This is a genomic window from Brevibacterium sp. LE-L, assembly GCF_050214925.1.
Lineage (GTDB): Bacteria > Actinomycetota > Actinomycetes > Actinomycetales > Brevibacteriaceae > Brevibacterium.
Window position 1 is genome coordinate 3,456,375 of the sequence record NZ_CP189759.1, and the last position, 13,639, is coordinate 3,470,013.

General features: G+C 67.2%; 11 protein-coding genes. 8 read left to right on the plus strand and 3 right to left on the minus strand.

Annotation, left to right across the window (positions count from 1 at the left end; translation table 11 throughout):
* Positions 1–143: 143 nt before the first annotated feature.
* From ACQE2J_RS15790 to ACQE2J_RS15800, 3 genes are all read left to right on the plus strand, one after another.
* Entirely contained in the window at positions 144–782 is a 639-nt protein-coding gene (locus tag ACQE2J_RS15790) for an endonuclease (protein ID WP_426936570.1), read from the plus strand.
* Positions 783–834: 52 nt separating this feature from the next.
* On the plus strand, positions 835–1,140 hold the full coding sequence (locus ACQE2J_RS15795) for a hypothetical protein (RefSeq protein ID WP_135537323.1): 306 nt from the start codon (positions 835–837) through the stop codon (positions 1,138–1,140).
* Positions 1,141–1,383: 243 nt separating this feature from the next.
* The gene (locus ACQE2J_RS15800) at positions 1,384–2,181 is read left to right on the plus strand and encodes a YidC/Oxa1 family membrane protein insertase (protein ID WP_426936571.1); all 798 of its coding nucleotides are present in this window, start codon (positions 1,384–1,386) and stop codon (positions 2,179–2,181) included.
* A gap of 164 nt (positions 2,182–2,345) precedes the next feature.
* Here the strand turns inward: ACQE2J_RS15800 and ACQE2J_RS15805 are convergent, their stop codons facing one another.
* The 3 genes from ACQE2J_RS15805 to ACQE2J_RS15815 all read right to left on the minus strand — a co-directional run bounded on the left by ACQE2J_RS15805 (position 2,346) and on the right by ACQE2J_RS15815 (position 6,735).
* Positions 2,346–4,895, minus strand: coding sequence for an ATP-dependent Clp protease ATP-binding subunit (locus ACQE2J_RS15805; RefSeq protein ID WP_426936572.1), 2,550 nt, complete (start codon positions 4,893–4,895; stop codon positions 2,346–2,348).
* Between the two features lie 216 nt (positions 4,896–5,111).
* Positions 5,112–5,909, minus strand: a complete 798-nt coding sequence (locus tag ACQE2J_RS15810; RefSeq protein ID WP_135537326.1) for a DUF3152 domain-containing protein — start codon at positions 5,907–5,909, stop codon at positions 5,112–5,114.
* A gap of 157 nt (positions 5,910–6,066) precedes the next feature.
* Positions 6,067–6,735: a VOC family protein gene (locus ACQE2J_RS15815; protein ID WP_425122900.1), complete on the minus strand. Its 669-nt coding sequence runs from the start codon at positions 6,733–6,735 to the stop codon at positions 6,067–6,069.
* Positions 6,736–7,217: 482 nt separating this feature from the next.
* Here ACQE2J_RS15815 and ACQE2J_RS15820 point away from each other — a divergent pair, with 482 nt between their 5' ends.
* From ACQE2J_RS15820 to ACQE2J_RS15840, 5 genes are read left to right on the plus strand one after another with little or no spacing between them, the layout of a single operon-like run.
* On the plus strand, positions 7,218–8,927 hold the full coding sequence (locus ACQE2J_RS15820) for a TIGR04028 family ABC transporter substrate-binding protein (protein ID WP_426936573.1): 1,710 nt from the start codon (positions 7,218–7,220) through the stop codon (positions 8,925–8,927).
* A complete protein-coding gene (locus ACQE2J_RS15825; protein ID WP_426936574.1) occupies positions 8,924–10,021 on the plus strand; it encodes an ABC transporter permease in 1,098 nt (365 codons plus the stop codon). The genes ACQE2J_RS15820 and ACQE2J_RS15825 overlap by 4 nt, the downstream gene beginning before the upstream one ends.
* Complete coding sequence (locus ACQE2J_RS15830) at positions 10,018–10,890, plus strand: ABC transporter permease (protein WP_135537330.1); 873 nt, start codon at positions 10,018–10,020, stop codon at positions 10,888–10,890. The genes ACQE2J_RS15825 and ACQE2J_RS15830 overlap by 4 nt, the downstream gene beginning before the upstream one ends.
* Positions 10,887–12,581 (plus strand): dipeptide ABC transporter ATP-binding protein, encoded by a 1,695-nt coding sequence (locus tag ACQE2J_RS15835; RefSeq protein ID WP_426936575.1) that lies wholly within the window; start codon positions 10,887–10,889, stop codon positions 12,579–12,581. Before ACQE2J_RS15830 ends, ACQE2J_RS15835 begins: the two co-directional genes overlap by 4 nt.
* 5 nt (positions 12,582–12,586) lie before the next feature.
* On the plus strand, positions 12,587–13,639 hold the full coding sequence (locus ACQE2J_RS15840; RefSeq protein ID WP_425119309.1) for a putative FMN-dependent luciferase-like monooxygenase: 1,053 nt from the start codon (positions 12,587–12,589) through the stop codon (positions 13,637–13,639).

A 13,639-nucleotide genomic window follows, 5' to 3' on the forward strand; every position in this document is an offset into this window, starting at 1 on the left:
CTCAACTGTGCGACCTGGCGACGGCGTAGCGGGCACAAATCCGCTGGAAGCGGGACGGTGCCGCTGTGAGCGGACGAACACCGGCAGCTGAGGCTCCGGCGACCCTTGACTCTTCGACCGGGCTCGGACATAGGATCGGCCGCATGAGTACACAGCGAGATCGGGCCGGCCGCCTCCTCGATGGGCACGGTCGCACCTTCGCCGCGGAGGCCTCGATCACTCTCCGGGACAAGCCGGCCCCGCTGTGGCAGCTGCTCGTCCTCAGCCTGCTCCTGTCGACGCGCATCAGCTCTGGCATCGCCCTCGCGAGCGCGCGCGAACTGTTCTCGGCGAAGTGGAGAACTCCGCAGAGCCTGCACGCGAGCACGTGGCAACAGCGAGTCGATGCGCTCGGACGCGGTGGTTATCGGCGGTACGACGAGAGCACCGCCACCCGTCAGTCCGAGGCCGCCGGTCTGCTCATCGACCGCTGGGACGGGGACCTGCGGAAGCTGCGCGATGAGGCCGAGGGGCAGCCTCGCCGGATTGCGAAGCTCCTGCAGGAATTCACCGGGATCGGTCCGACCGGGGCGTCCATCTTCCTCCGAGAGGTCCAGCAGGTCTGGCCCTCGGTCAGGCCCGCCTTCGACCCGCTCGTCCGCAAGGGCGCGAAGACGGCCGGTCTGCCTGAGCAGGACGAGAAGCTGGCCGCATTGGTCGACGAAGAGGACCTCGCCGGGTTCGCGGCCGCGCTCGTGCGTCTCGCCCGAGATCCGGACCTCGCCGCCGACGCGCAGGACTGAGACCGCCACGCGGGCTCGCGTGCTAGCATCGACGCACAGGAAAGGGGACGAGATGATGGCGAATATGTGGCTGACTCTGCAGCTGCTCGTCGTCGTGCTGTCTTCCGATCTCGACTCGGTCGTTCCCCAATCCCCCATTCATCTCATCGTTCTGGCTCTCCTCGGCGCGGCCCTGCTGACGCCGATCGCTGCCTGGGCGAGCATCGCTCTGCTGCGCGTGCTGTCGCTGTCGACGCGTCCACCGTCGCTGCCGGACATGCGCAGCAGTGTGCGCGAGTTCCGGATGCCCGAAGAACCCGGCACTCCGGGTACGGCTTTGGCCAGAGCACCGACCGGCGTCGTTCACGCCATCGCCTGAACGACGCTTCCCCCGCGCTGTCGCACGGGACCCGGGCGCCGTTTCGCACAGGACCCGGGTGTCGTTTCGCACGGGACCCGGGTGCCCTTCGCACGGAACCCGCGTGCCGCCTCGGCGCGGGGAATCTCCCCGACCGACGGTGCATCCGTCCGCGAAGTGTCCTCCTGCCTCGTCACGGTGATGGCCTCATTCGGCCCAACTCACCCGCGCCGCAGTGCGCCCAGTCCCTAGGACACAGCCCAGATGAATATCTATGAATTCCTCCCCATCCGCCTGCTCGTCGAAGCCGCATACACCGTGGTCACCGGCATCAGCTCCTTCCTCGAACCCTTAGCCGGCGGCTTCAGCGCCGCACTGGCCGTCATCGTGCTCACCCTTCTGGTGCGGGCGGTGCTCATCCCCGTCGGAGTCTCCCAGGTCAAAGCCGGGATCACCCGCAAACGGCTCGCACCGAAGATCAGCGAGCTCCAGACGAAGTACAAGAAGCAGCCCGAGCTCAAGCAGCAGAAGCTCATGGAGCTGTACAAGGAGGAGAACGCCTCCCCCTTCGCCGGGTGCCTGCCGGTGCTCGCACAGATGCCCGTGCTCATGGCCGTCTACGGACTATTCATCAACGCGACGATCGGCGGGCACACCAATGAGCTGCTCGGACACACGTTCCTCGGACTACCCCTGAGCACGAGCTTCGTCAAGCTGCTCGGCGCCGGAGACCTGACCGGTTCGGCGATCACCGTCTACCTCATCCTCGTCGTGCTCATCGCCGTCGTCGCCGGCTTCTCCCGCCACCTGCTCACCCCCGCCGCCCCGGAGACTCCCGCAGCTCCCCCGGCCCGATCAGGCCACGAGTCCCCGGCGATGCCGGACCTGTCGGGAGTGATGAAGACCCTGAGCTTCATGCCCTTCATCACCGCAGTGATCGCGCTCTTCGTCCCCTTGGCTGCCGCTCTCTACCTGGCGACGACGACCACGTGGACGCTGTGCGAACGACTCGTCCTCAACCGCCTCCTCGGCGCAAACGAGGAACAGCCGGTGAAGAGCTGAGAACGTCCGTCGGGCTCAGCGGTGCGGTGCAGCGCTTCGTGCTGCACCGCGCATTATGCGGCGCAGTGATTCGCGCGGCAGACGAAGAGCCCGGGGTGAAGGACCTGCGATCCTCCTACCTCGGGCTCTTCGGTTCGACGGTCGGTGCACGACCGCCTCGGCGATCAGGCGGTGATGACCTCCTGTCGGGCCTCGGGCGTGACCGTGAGATCCCCGTCGACGACGGTGGCGCGGATCCGGCCACCGTCGCCAACCGCCTCGGTGACGAGGAGATCGGCGATCCGGTCATCAAGCTCGCGCTGGATCACCCGGCGCAGCGGACGGGCACCGAATTCGGGCTCATACCCGGCGTCGGCGAGCCAGTCGAGAGCCTCGGGCGAGACATCGAGACCGATGCCCTGAGCCTCGAGACGCTGCCGTGAAGCCTCGAGCTGATGGCCCACGATGGCGTGGAGCTGCTCACGATCGAGACGGGAGAACATCACGGTGTCGTCGATGCGGTTGATGAACTCCGGACGCATGAACTCCTTGAGCCGACCCATGACCTTGGCCTTGAGGTCCTTCTCCGCATCCTCGGCGGCACCAGCGGCGAAGCCCAGCGGAGTGCCGGACATGAACTCCGAACCGAGGTTGCTCGTCATGATGATGACGGTGTTGCGGAAGTCGACCGTCCGACCCTGACCGTCGGTCAGCCGTCCGTCGTCGAGGACCTGCAGCAGCAGGTTGAACGCATCCGGGTGGGCCTTCTCGACCTCGTCGAGAAGGATGACCGAGTACGGGCGGCGGCGGACCTGCTCGGTGAGCTGCCCGGCCTCGTCGTAGCCGACGTAGCCGGGAGGGGCACCGACGAGACGGGACACGGTGTGGCGTTCGCCGAACTCACTCATGTCGAAGCGGATCATCGCGGATTCGTCATCGAACAGGGTCTGTGCGAGCGCCTTGGCCAGTTCGGTCTTGCCGACACCGGTGGGGCCGAGGAACAGGAAGCTGCCGATCGGCCGGTCGGGATCGCTCATCCCGGTCTGGCTGCGGCGGATGGCGCGTGACACCGCGGTCACCGCTTCGTCCTGCCCGACTACACGATCGTGGAGGACGTCCTCCATGTTCGCCAGGCGCACCTTCTGACTCTGCGTCATCCGGGCCGCCGGGATTCCGGTGGCACGGGAGACCACCTGGGCGATCTCCTGGTCGTCGATGATCGCCTCGGCGGCAACGGTCTTCGCGGCGTCGGCACCCGGGTTCTCCGCGGTGTCGATCCGGGCGGCCACCTCGGTGGTCTCATCGCGCAGGCGTCCGGCGCGTTCGTAGTCCTCGACCTCGATCGCGGACTTCTTCTCGGCCTCGAGCTCGGAGAGCTTGAGCTTGAGGGCGTCGATGTCGACACCAGGTCCGCGCTTGAGCGACATCCGGGCACCGGCCTGGTCGATGAGGTCGATGGCCTTGTCCGGAAGGAACCGGTCGGTGATGTAGCGGTTGGAGAGTTCGACGGCGGCCCGGACCGCCTCGTCGGTGTAGGTGACCTCGTGGAATTCGGCGTAGCGGTCCTTGAGTCCGTCGAGGATCGTCACGGCATCGGCGACGCTCGGTTCGCCCACGATCACCGGCTGGAATCGGCGTTCGAGAGCTGAATCCTTCTCGATCGTGCGGTATTCCTTGAGCGTGGTCGCGCCGATCATGTGCAGATCGCCGCGCGCCAGTCGCGGTTTGAGGATGTTGCCGGCATCCATCGAATTCGCTTCGCCGTTGCCGCCGGCGCCGACGAGGGTGTGGAGTTCATCGACGAAGACGATCATGTCTCCGTCCTCGGCGATCTCATTCAGCGCCCCGGTCAGTCGTTCTTCGAAGTCGCCTCGGTAGCGGGTGCCCGCGAGCATTCCGGGCATGTCGAGGGAGATGATGCGTTTGCCGTGCAGCTGCTTGGGCACATCGCCGGAGTGGATGGCACGTGCGAGGCCTTCGGCGATCGCGGTCTTGCCGACGCCGGCCTCGCCGAGGAGGACGGGGTTGTTCTTCGTCCGGCGGGCGAGGATCTCAATGGTCTGTTCGATCTCGTCGGCACGGCCGATGACCGGGTCGAGGCGGCCTTCGGCGGCGAGCGCCGTGAGGTCGGTGCCGTACTTCTCCAGCACCGATCCCTGCCCGTCCTCACCGTCGGCTTCCTGACCGGGGTGCATGCCTGCGGCCTCGGCTGCTTCGGCTCCTGCCTGCAGGGCCGCCTGGGTGACTCCGGCCTGGGCAAGGATGCGGCCCGCAGGCATCTCCTGGTTGAGCACGAAGGCGAAGAAGATGTGCTCCGGGTCGATGTAGGTCGAACCGAAGGCGCGGGCCACCTGGTAGGCGTCGAGCAGCGCCCGCTGGGCCGAACCGGTCAGCGTCGGTGTGGATTCCACCTCGGTGTCGGTACTCGCCGGAAGGCGCTCTTCGATGCTGTGAGCGATGGCCTCGGGGTCAGCACCTGCCTGCCGCACGGCGGAGATTCCCGGTTCGGAATCGACCATCGTGCGGAGGATGTGGAGTGCGTCGACCTCGGACTGTCCGTGCCTGCCGGCGAATTCGGCGGCGGCCTCGATGACTTCGTGGCTGCGCTTGCTCAGCAGGCGGTTGATGTCGACGGCTCGCCCGCGGCGGGCTCCGTTCTGTCCCTGGAGGAAGCGGGCGAGGAACTCGTCGAATGAGTCTCCACCCGAACCTGCGGGTCCGAAGAATGTGGCCAAAGCCGACCTCCTCTTTCAGAGTTGAGCGTATACGACTCAATCAACAGGAGATCCGCTGCAGTTATTCCCGCGCGAATCTGAGGTCGCCGTCACACGCCGCCACGGCCCCGATGAGGGGCTGGCGGCCGGGTGGAGCGGACGCGGTCGGACGGTCGGACGGTCGGACGGAGCGGCAGTCGCCTTCACCACGGAGCGGCAGCACAGCCTCAGACGCACTCAGCCTTTCGAGGGCCATCCATTGGGTTCGCAGCCCTGCAGACCTTTGGTCTGCTGCTGCATGAGCGGTGCGGCCTCCCCGGGGCCGGGACAGGACTCGTGACCATGGCCCAGTGCATGTCCGACCTCGTGATTGATGAGGTACTGCCGATACTGGACGATGTCATCGAACTCCTCGGTGGCCGCGACCCAGCGTTTGGCGTTGAGGATGACATTGGGTCCGTTGCGGCACGAGAGTTTGCCCAGGGTGCGCAGTGGCAGGCACATTTCGTCGACGGTGTCGGGGCTGGCGATGGAGATCATCGTGTCCTGCCCCTCGTCGACGAGTTCGATGGAGACATCGTCGATGTCCTGCCAGCCGCGCTCGTCCTGGAGGGTCCTGATGATGAAGTCGCCGGCTTCGTCGACGTCGATGGGCAGGTTGTCTTCGACGCGCAGTGCAACCTTGAAGGTCTTGCCTCCGTCGCGGTTGAGTCCGGTCTCTTCGGCCGGTCGATCCCATTTCCCGCTGCCGTGAGCGTCGATGTCGTCTTCGCTGACTCCTGCCGCGCCGGCGTCATCGACGTTCGCGGTTTCGGTCGGCGCAGGCGACTCCGTCGGGTCGTCGCTCGCCTGGCCGCTTGTCTGGTCACTCGGGCCGGGCGATGCCACGGCAGTCTCGGCTGCCTTCGGGGTCGGCCGGGTCTCCTCGTCTGCGGCGGGCGCACAACCGCTCAAACCGATGAGCAGCGAGACAGCGGCAAGGGAGGTCAGGGCGCGGAGGTGCGAGCGGGAGGCGAGGCGGTTTCGACTGAGCACGCATGCGAGTCTAGCCGCCGCCTCGTCGAGAAACAGGTTGAGTGCCGAAACACGCGTGCACGCGGCAGTGCTTCGGCGCTCATCCCGTGTCTCGACGCCCGGCTTGAGTTTCGACGCCCGGCTTGTGTCTCGGCGCTCCGCTTGTGTTTCGGCGAAATCAGAACTCGAGGACACCGCCGGGGCCGCGCAGCTTCGCCCGCAGGCGGCACTCTGGTCCTTCAAGAACTTCGGCGTCGCCGGCTCCGAGCACCTCGAGCACCTGCCGGGCCGCCTCGGGTTCCGGGGATTCCACACGGAACTCGAGGAGTTCGAGGGTGGGCAGGGCCGCCTCGGCGGGGTGAACCGACTCGGCCCAGTCGATGAGGAACGGCTGCGCACCTGCGTGCGGGAGCGGGGAGCGGGTGGTCAGTCGCCATTCGAGGCGGTCGCCGTCAGCGGTATCGCGGGCCATGTCCTTGACCTCGCCGAAGTCGATTCCGGCGGAGTTCGCGGCCGCGATCTTTGCGAGGAAGGCCCGCGGGTGGATGGCCCAGGTCTGCAGGGTCAGCCCCGTGGACAGGTGCGCGTCGAGCGGGAGCGTCCCATCAGCGGGCGGTTCCTGCTGCGGGTCGGGCCCGAGGATCTCGAGGTAGGTGTGGGCACCGTCCGCCCAGTGCGCGGGAGCGAGACCGAGCAGGAAGTTCGCGGTCCCCATCCCCGTGTGCGAACCACCGGAGACAGCACGCAGACCGGTGGCTTCCTCGACGGCGGCGACCCCCGCTTCCAGGTCGGGAACCGTGATGATGAGGTGGTCGAGTTCAGCGGGAATGGTGTTCGGAACGTCCATGATCCACCCGGACCTTTCAGATGAGTGCGTAGACCCTCAGTCTCCCCCGCTTCGACGTCGAGGGCAATGCCGAAGAGGGCGCGGGCCGTGCGAATCGTCGCCGGGGCAGCCTTAGTGCCAGCCACCAAGCGAGCAGCATCCCGGGCCTCGGGTGTGTACCGCCCACGAGCTCCGGGCGCGCAACGCCCTCGGTGAGCCTCATTCGGACCAGGACCTCGAATTGCTCAACATCTTCTCGAGGGTCGGGGGCAACGATGACCTGATGGTCGAAATCCGATCTTCTCAACATGTCTCAATATGAAGCCCCGGATTGACCGCGAACATCACGATGCGCTTAACTCGAACCATGCACTTCCACCTCGGGATCCGCTCCGGACATCGCCTCTGCCTGCATTCCATCGCACCGGCAATGTCCGCATATTGTTGAACTATCACACTGACGTTTCGCAATTCCATCTCTCCGGCCCGAAGGACCTCATTCCATGACGGACGACCGTCCCGCCACCTCGACGCGCCACGCTCAGCGTCACCTCGACCGCCGATCGCTCCTCGGACTCGGCCTCGGTTTCGGCACACTGCTCACCCTCAGCGCCTGCACACCACGGGACGCCGGTTCCCTCGCGGACGGCGAACCCGTGCGCGGTGGGGTGCTCACCTACTTCGAACCGCAGACCTGGACGCTGCTCTACCCGCCGTCGGTCGGCTTCTATCCCAACGGCGGAATCATGAACAACATCTCCGCCCGCCTGCTGTGGCAGGACCCCGAGACGCTCGACCTGCACCCCTGGCTGGCCACCGAGCTGCCGGAGATCGACGCCGAGGCCAGGACCTACACCTTCACCATCCGTGAGGGAGTGACCTACTCGGACGGTTCGCCGCTGACTCCGGCGAACGTCGCGAGGAACTTCGACCTCTTCGGCCGTGGCGACGAGTCACGCACCCTGCCGGTGTCCGAACAGATCTCGAACTACGAACGCAGCGAAGTCCTTGATGACCACCGAGTGCGATTCCATTTCTCCGCCCCGTCCCCCGGCTTCGCCCAGGCGACCTCGACGATGAACGCAGGACTGCTCGCCGACTCCACCCTCACCCTCGACGCCGAAGGCTTCGGCCCCGGCGGAGCCACGCAGATCCACACCTGCGGCCCCTTCCACATCACCGCCGAGACGATCGGCACGAAGCTGTCTGTCCGCGCCCGGGAGGACTACGACTGGGCGCCCCCGCACCTGGACCATCAGGGCCGAGCCCACCTCGACGGCATCGACTACCTCGTCAACAACGAATACTCGGTGCGCATCGGAGCCGTGCTCTCCGGGCAGGCCGACGGCGTCCGCGACGTCCAGGCACCGGACGAGTCACGCGTGACCGAGCAGGGACTGCGCCTCTTCGCGAAAGCGACGAACGGGATCAACAACAGCATCAACTTCCGCTTCCGCCACGATCTGCTCGCCGATCTCGACGTCCGGCGGGCGCTCATCGCCGCCATCGACCGCCAGGAGATCGTCGACAAGCTCTTCACCCCGAACTACCCGCTGGCCACCGGACTGCTGGCCAAGGGCGCGATGGGCTACACGGATCAGTCGGGTTCCTGGGAATACGACCCGGACAGAGCCAACCGACTCCTCGATGAGGCCGGGTGGAGCGAACGCAACGGGCAGGGCTACCGCGTCAAGGACGGGCAGCCACTGGCCCTGACGGTGAATATCGCACTGCCGCAGCCGCGTTCGAACGAAGTCCAGACCCTCATCCAACAGCAGCTGCGCCGCGTCGGCGTGCGCCTGTCGATCAACCCCGGCGACCAATCGAAGCAGACTCTCGACGCCCTCGACCTCGATACCGTGCAGATCTACCACTCGATGGTTGCCCGTGCCGACTTCGACAACCTGCGCTCGAACTACTCCTCGGTCAACCGCGACGTCTTCCTCAACGGCGCCGACCGCACGGACGCCGCCGACGGTTCGATCGATGCGAAGGTCGACGAACTCCTCGAAGCTCTGGCCTCCGAGCCCGATCATGAGAAACGTCAGCAGGCCGCCGAGGCGGTCCAGAACTACCTCGTCGAGCAGGCCTACGTGCTGCCGTTCTTCGAGGAGCCGCAGGTCTTCGCCTTCCGCCGCCGCGTCCACGGCTTCACCACCGAACCCGTGGGTCGGCCCGACTTCTACAGCACCTGGCTGGCAGGAGAGAAATGATCCTCGACACCCGCTATCTCATCGTCCGCCTGGGCCAAGCGGTCCTGGTCCTCCTCCTCGCGTTCACCGCGGCGTTCATCCTGCTCAGCCTCATCCCCGGCGACGGCGTCACCGCCCGCTTCGCCGATCCCACGTTGGGCCTCTCCCCTGAACAGATCGCCGAGATCCGAGAGGCCACCGGCGCCGACGACTCGTGGTTCGGACGCTATATCACCAGCCTGACCGGATTCCTCACCGGCAACTTCGGCTATTCGGTCCAGACGGGTGCCGCCGTATCGACGATCATCTCCGCGGCCCTGCCCTCGACCGCGGTGCTCGCGATCTCCGGGTTCGTCACCGCCCTCGTCCTCGCCGTACTCATCGCGGTCTTCGCGACCTACGGCCCGGCCACCGGGCCGCTGTCGCGAGTGCGTCGGGTTCTCGACTCGGTGCCCAGTCTCTTCATCTCGATCCCCGTGTTCTGGCTCGGAATCCTGCTCAGCCAGGTCTTCTCCTTCCAGCTCGGAATCGTCTCGGTCGTCGATGCCGGCCCCGCCGAAGCGCTCGTGCTGCCGACCCTGACCGTGGCGGTCCCGCTCTCGGCTCCGATCGCCCAGGTGCTCATCCGCTCCATCACCGAGGTGCAGGCCTCCGGATTCGTCAAGGTCACCACCGCGAAGGGCGCCTCCGAACTGTGGCTCCTCGTCCACACCGTCGCCCGCAATGCGGTGCTGCCGGGACTGACGATCATCGGGCTCGTCTTCGGCGAGCTCGTCGCCGGTGCCGTGGTCACCGAAACCGTCTTCGGCCGCAACGGCATCGGGCTCATCACCGCCCAGGCGGTGACCCACCGCGACAATCCGATTCTGCTGGCCGTCGTCGTCATCGCCACCTTCGGCTACGTCATCATCAACCTCATCGTCGACCTCCTCTATCCCATCATCGACGTCCGGCTGCGCTCGAAACGCAGCGTCGCCTCGGTGAGCAGGAGCCTGCGCAGTCACGACGGGCCCACACGACGGGCGCTGACGGCAACCGCGGCGAGCGTCGGCGTCGACCTCGACTGGGATGACGATCCCGCGCCCTCCGGAGAGACGAAGGAGAAGAACGCATGAGCATCACCGATGTCTTCACTCGAGGTCAGGGTGCCGGCCCGCACCGTGCCCGCGCGCACGGAACTCGGACGCGCCCCGGGATTCCCCCGGCCACCGTCGTCTCGGCGCTGGTCCTGCTCATCGCCATCGCCTGGGCCCTCGTCCCCGGCCTGTTCACCCACTACGATCCGAACGACGGCGGGGACACTCCGGCACTGCTGGCACCGAGCCTCGAGCATTGGTTCGGCACCGACCAAACCGGTCGCGATGCCTTCACCCGCGTCGTCTACGGCGCCTCCCAATCCCTGCTGGCTGCTCTCGTGGCGGTCGGTGTCGGATTGGTCCTCGGTACGACGATCGGGCTCATCGCCGGTACCAGACGCGGCTGGCTCGATGATGTGCTCATGCGCCTCGTCGATGTGCTGCTGTCGATTCCCGCGATCCTGCTCAGCCTCTCGATCGTCGTCGTCCTCGGCTTCGGCACGATCAACGCGGCCATCGCCGTCGGCGTCACGGCGATCGCCCAATTCGCCCGTCTCGCCCGCTCCCAGGCGGTGCAGATCAACACGAGCGACTTCGTGGCCGCGGCCTACGGCTCCGGCGGCACATTCTTCTCCGTCCTCGTCCGCCACATCCTCCCGAATTCGATCTCTCCGGTGCTGTCGCTGGCGGTGCTGCAGATCGGATCCGCGATCCTCCAGATCTCAACACTCGGGTTCCTCGGCTACGGCACCCCGCCGCCGACCCCCGAATGGGGCCTCATCATCGCCGAGGGCCGCAATTTCGTGGCCACCGCATGGTGGCTGACCGTGCTGCCCGGCATCGTGGTCATGGCCATCGTGCTCGCCACCCATCAGATCGGCAACACCCTGCGAAAGGTGACATCATGACCGGGTCTTCGCTGCTGCGCATCGACGGGCTCTCCGTCGACTACACCCACCGAGGCGGCCCTTCCGTCCCGGCCGTGAGCGAGCTCGATCTCGTGGTCCGCCCCGGCTCGATGACAGCCGTGGTCGGCGAATCCGGTTCGGGGAAGTCGACGACGGCCAGCGCCGTCATCGGCCTGCTCCCGTCCTCGGCGCAGGTCACGGCCGGGCGGATCCGCCTCGGCGATCTCGATCTGCTGTCGTTGGGCGCTGCCGGGTGGCGGGGTGTGCGCGGGACGCAGATCGGCTACGTCCCGCAGGACCCTGGGTCCTCGCTCAACCCGCTGCAGACCATCGGGAAGTCCGTCGCCGAGGCGCTGCGCATCCACCGTCGTGCGAACCGGGCAGAGGCCCGCGCCCAGGTCATCGAGCTGCTGGCACGGGTCGGCATCGACCGGCCGGAGAAACGAGCCGACCAGTTCCCACATGAACTCTCCGGCGGGATGCGGCAGCGGGTGCTCATCGCCGCGGCCATCGCACTGCGCCCGCGCCTGCTCATCGCCGACGAACCGACTTCGGCGCTCGATGTGACCGTGCAGAAGCAGGTCCTCGACCTTCTCGACCAGCTGCGCGCCGAGACCGGGATGGGCGTCCTCTTCATCACCCACGACCTCGCCGTCGCCGGGGAGCGAGCCGACGAACTCGCCGTCATGCACGGCGGGCTCATCGTCGAGTCGGGCCCGGCCGGTCGGGTCTTCTCCCACCCCTCCACCGAGTACGCCTCCCGCCTCATCACCGATGCCCCAGCCCTGCAGACGAAGGCCCGCCCCGCCCTCGCCGAGGCGGCTGCGCAGTCTGCACACCCGTTCGTCTCCGTCGAATCACTCACCCACGTCTTCGACCGCACCGGGGATCAGGTCTCCGGTGTCGAAGACGTGGACTTCACGGTGGCCCGCGGCACCACCCACGGCATCGTCGGCGAATCGGGTTCAGGCAAGACGACCACGGGCAAGGCCCTGGCCGGTTTCCTCACACCCCAGTCCGGGCAGCTGCGCATCGGCGACTTCGACGCCGCCGAGTTCGGGCGGGGCCGTCCCTCCCGGCAGCGGCGGCGAGAGTTCCGGCGCACCGTCCAGCTCGTGCATCAGAACCCATTCTCCGCGCTCGATCCCAAGCATTCGATCCGCTCGACCCTGACAGAGCCTCTGCGCAGCTTCCGCCTCGGCGATCGCGCCTCCCGGCCCCGGCTCGTCGCCGAGGCGATGGACCGGGTGGCGCTGCCTGCTGACTTCCTCGACCGCCGTCCCGCCGAACTCTCCGGCGGGCAGCTGCAGCGGGTCGCGATCGCCCGCGCCCTCATCGTCGAACCCGAGCTCGTCGTCTTCGATGAAGCGGTTTCGGCTCTCGACGTCACCGTGCAGGCACAGATCCTCACCCTGCTCGACGATCTGCAGAGCCAGCTCGACCTCACCTACGTCTTCATCTCCCACGACCTCGCCGTCATCCGTCAGATCGCTGATACGGTATCCGTGATGTCGCGCGGGCATCTCATGGAGACCGGCCCGACCGAGGAGATCTTCGCCCGCCCGCGCACGTCCTACACGCGGAGTCTGCTCGACGCGATCCCCCGTCCCGCGACACTGTCGTCGGACTCACCACCCGCGGACGATCGACCGCTCACCCCGACCCTGCTCACCACGGCAGCAGAAAGCTGAGACCCATGACCAGTCACCCCACCGACCATCAGGCGACGGGCCCGAAACTCGGATTCTTCACCCGCCTGCTCGAGGACGCCCCGGCCGCGCAACGCTACCGCTTCGCCCTCGAGCAGATCGAGACGGCCGAGGACTTCGGCTTCCATTCCGCCTGGGTCGCTCAACACCACTTCTCCGCGACCGAAGGCGGCCTCCCCTCCCCGCTCGTCTTCCTCTCCCACGCAGCCGCCCGAACCCGTCGGATCCGACTGGGCACCGCGATCATCACCTTGCCGATGGAGAATGCGGTCCGTGTGGCCGAAGACGCCGCCGTCCTCGACGAACTCTCGGTCGGACGGCTCGAGATCGGCCTGGGGTCGGGCGGAAATCCGAAGTCCTTCCCCGCCTTCGGCACGAGCTTCGAGGAACGTCGGGAGACGTTCGCCGACAATCTCGCGACCCTGCGCACCCTGTTCGCCGGCGGGCCGCTTCCCACCGCACACCGGCTCTACCCCGCCTCGAGTCCCGACCGGGCGAATCTCGACCGGCGACTGTGGCAGGCGACCTTCTCTTCGGGCGGGGCCGGGGCGGCCGGTGCCGCCGGGGACGGGCTTATGCTCTCGCGGACGCAGCCGCGTCCGCAGGACGATCCCGGGGCCCGCCTCGACGAGGTGCAGCTGCCCGTCATCGACACCTATCTCTCCCAGCTGCCCGACGGGGTCGAACCGCGCATCCTCGCCTCCCGCACTGCCGTGGTCGCCGATGCCGCAGACCTGCCGCGGCTGCGAGAGATCACCGAACCGGCGCTGCGGGCCGAGGCCGACCGCCTCGTCGGCTATGACACCTCAGGGCTGAGCCTCGACGAGCTCCTCGAGGCCACCGACACCTTCCTCGGCACGCCCGAGCAGGTGAGCGAACGGCTCCACCGTGACCGCGTTCTCGACCGGGCCACGGACGTCAGTTTCCAGGTGCATTCGGTGCCGGCGACGAATGAGACCGCTCTGCGATCGATCGAACTGCTCGCCACCGAGGTGGCCCCCGCCCTGGGATTCGCCGTGACCAAGGAGCGGGTGCACTGA

Excerpts from the sequence above, each read along its gene's own strand:
- ACQE2J_RS15790 (WP_426936570.1), top strand. The coding sequence starts at position 144 with ATGAGTACACAGCGAGATCGGGCCGGCCGCCTCCTCGATGGGCACGGT.
- ACQE2J_RS15795 (WP_135537323.1), top strand. The coding sequence starts at position 835 with ATGATGGCGAATATGTGGCTGACTCTGCAGCTGCTCGTCGTCGTGCTG.
- ACQE2J_RS15800 (WP_426936571.1), top strand. The coding sequence starts at position 1,384 with ATGAATATCTATGAATTCCTCCCCATCCGCCTGCTCGTCGAAGCCGCA.
- ACQE2J_RS15815 (WP_425122900.1), bottom strand. The coding sequence starts at position 6,735 with ATGGACGTTCCGAACACCATTCCCGCTGAACTCGACCACCTCATCATC.
- ACQE2J_RS15820 (WP_426936573.1), top strand. The coding sequence starts at position 7,218 with ATGACGGACGACCGTCCCGCCACCTCGACGCGCCACGCTCAGCGTCAC.
- ACQE2J_RS15825 (WP_426936574.1), top strand. The coding sequence starts at position 8,924 with ATGATCCTCGACACCCGCTATCTCATCGTCCGCCTGGGCCAAGCGGTC.
- ACQE2J_RS15830 (WP_135537330.1), top strand. The coding sequence starts at position 10,018 with ATGAGCATCACCGATGTCTTCACTCGAGGTCAGGGTGCCGGCCCGCAC.
- ACQE2J_RS15835 (WP_426936575.1), top strand. The coding sequence starts at position 10,887 with ATGACCGGGTCTTCGCTGCTGCGCATCGACGGGCTCTCCGTCGACTAC.
- ACQE2J_RS15840 (WP_425119309.1), top strand. The coding sequence starts at position 12,587 with ATGACCAGTCACCCCACCGACCATCAGGCGACGGGCCCGAAACTCGGA.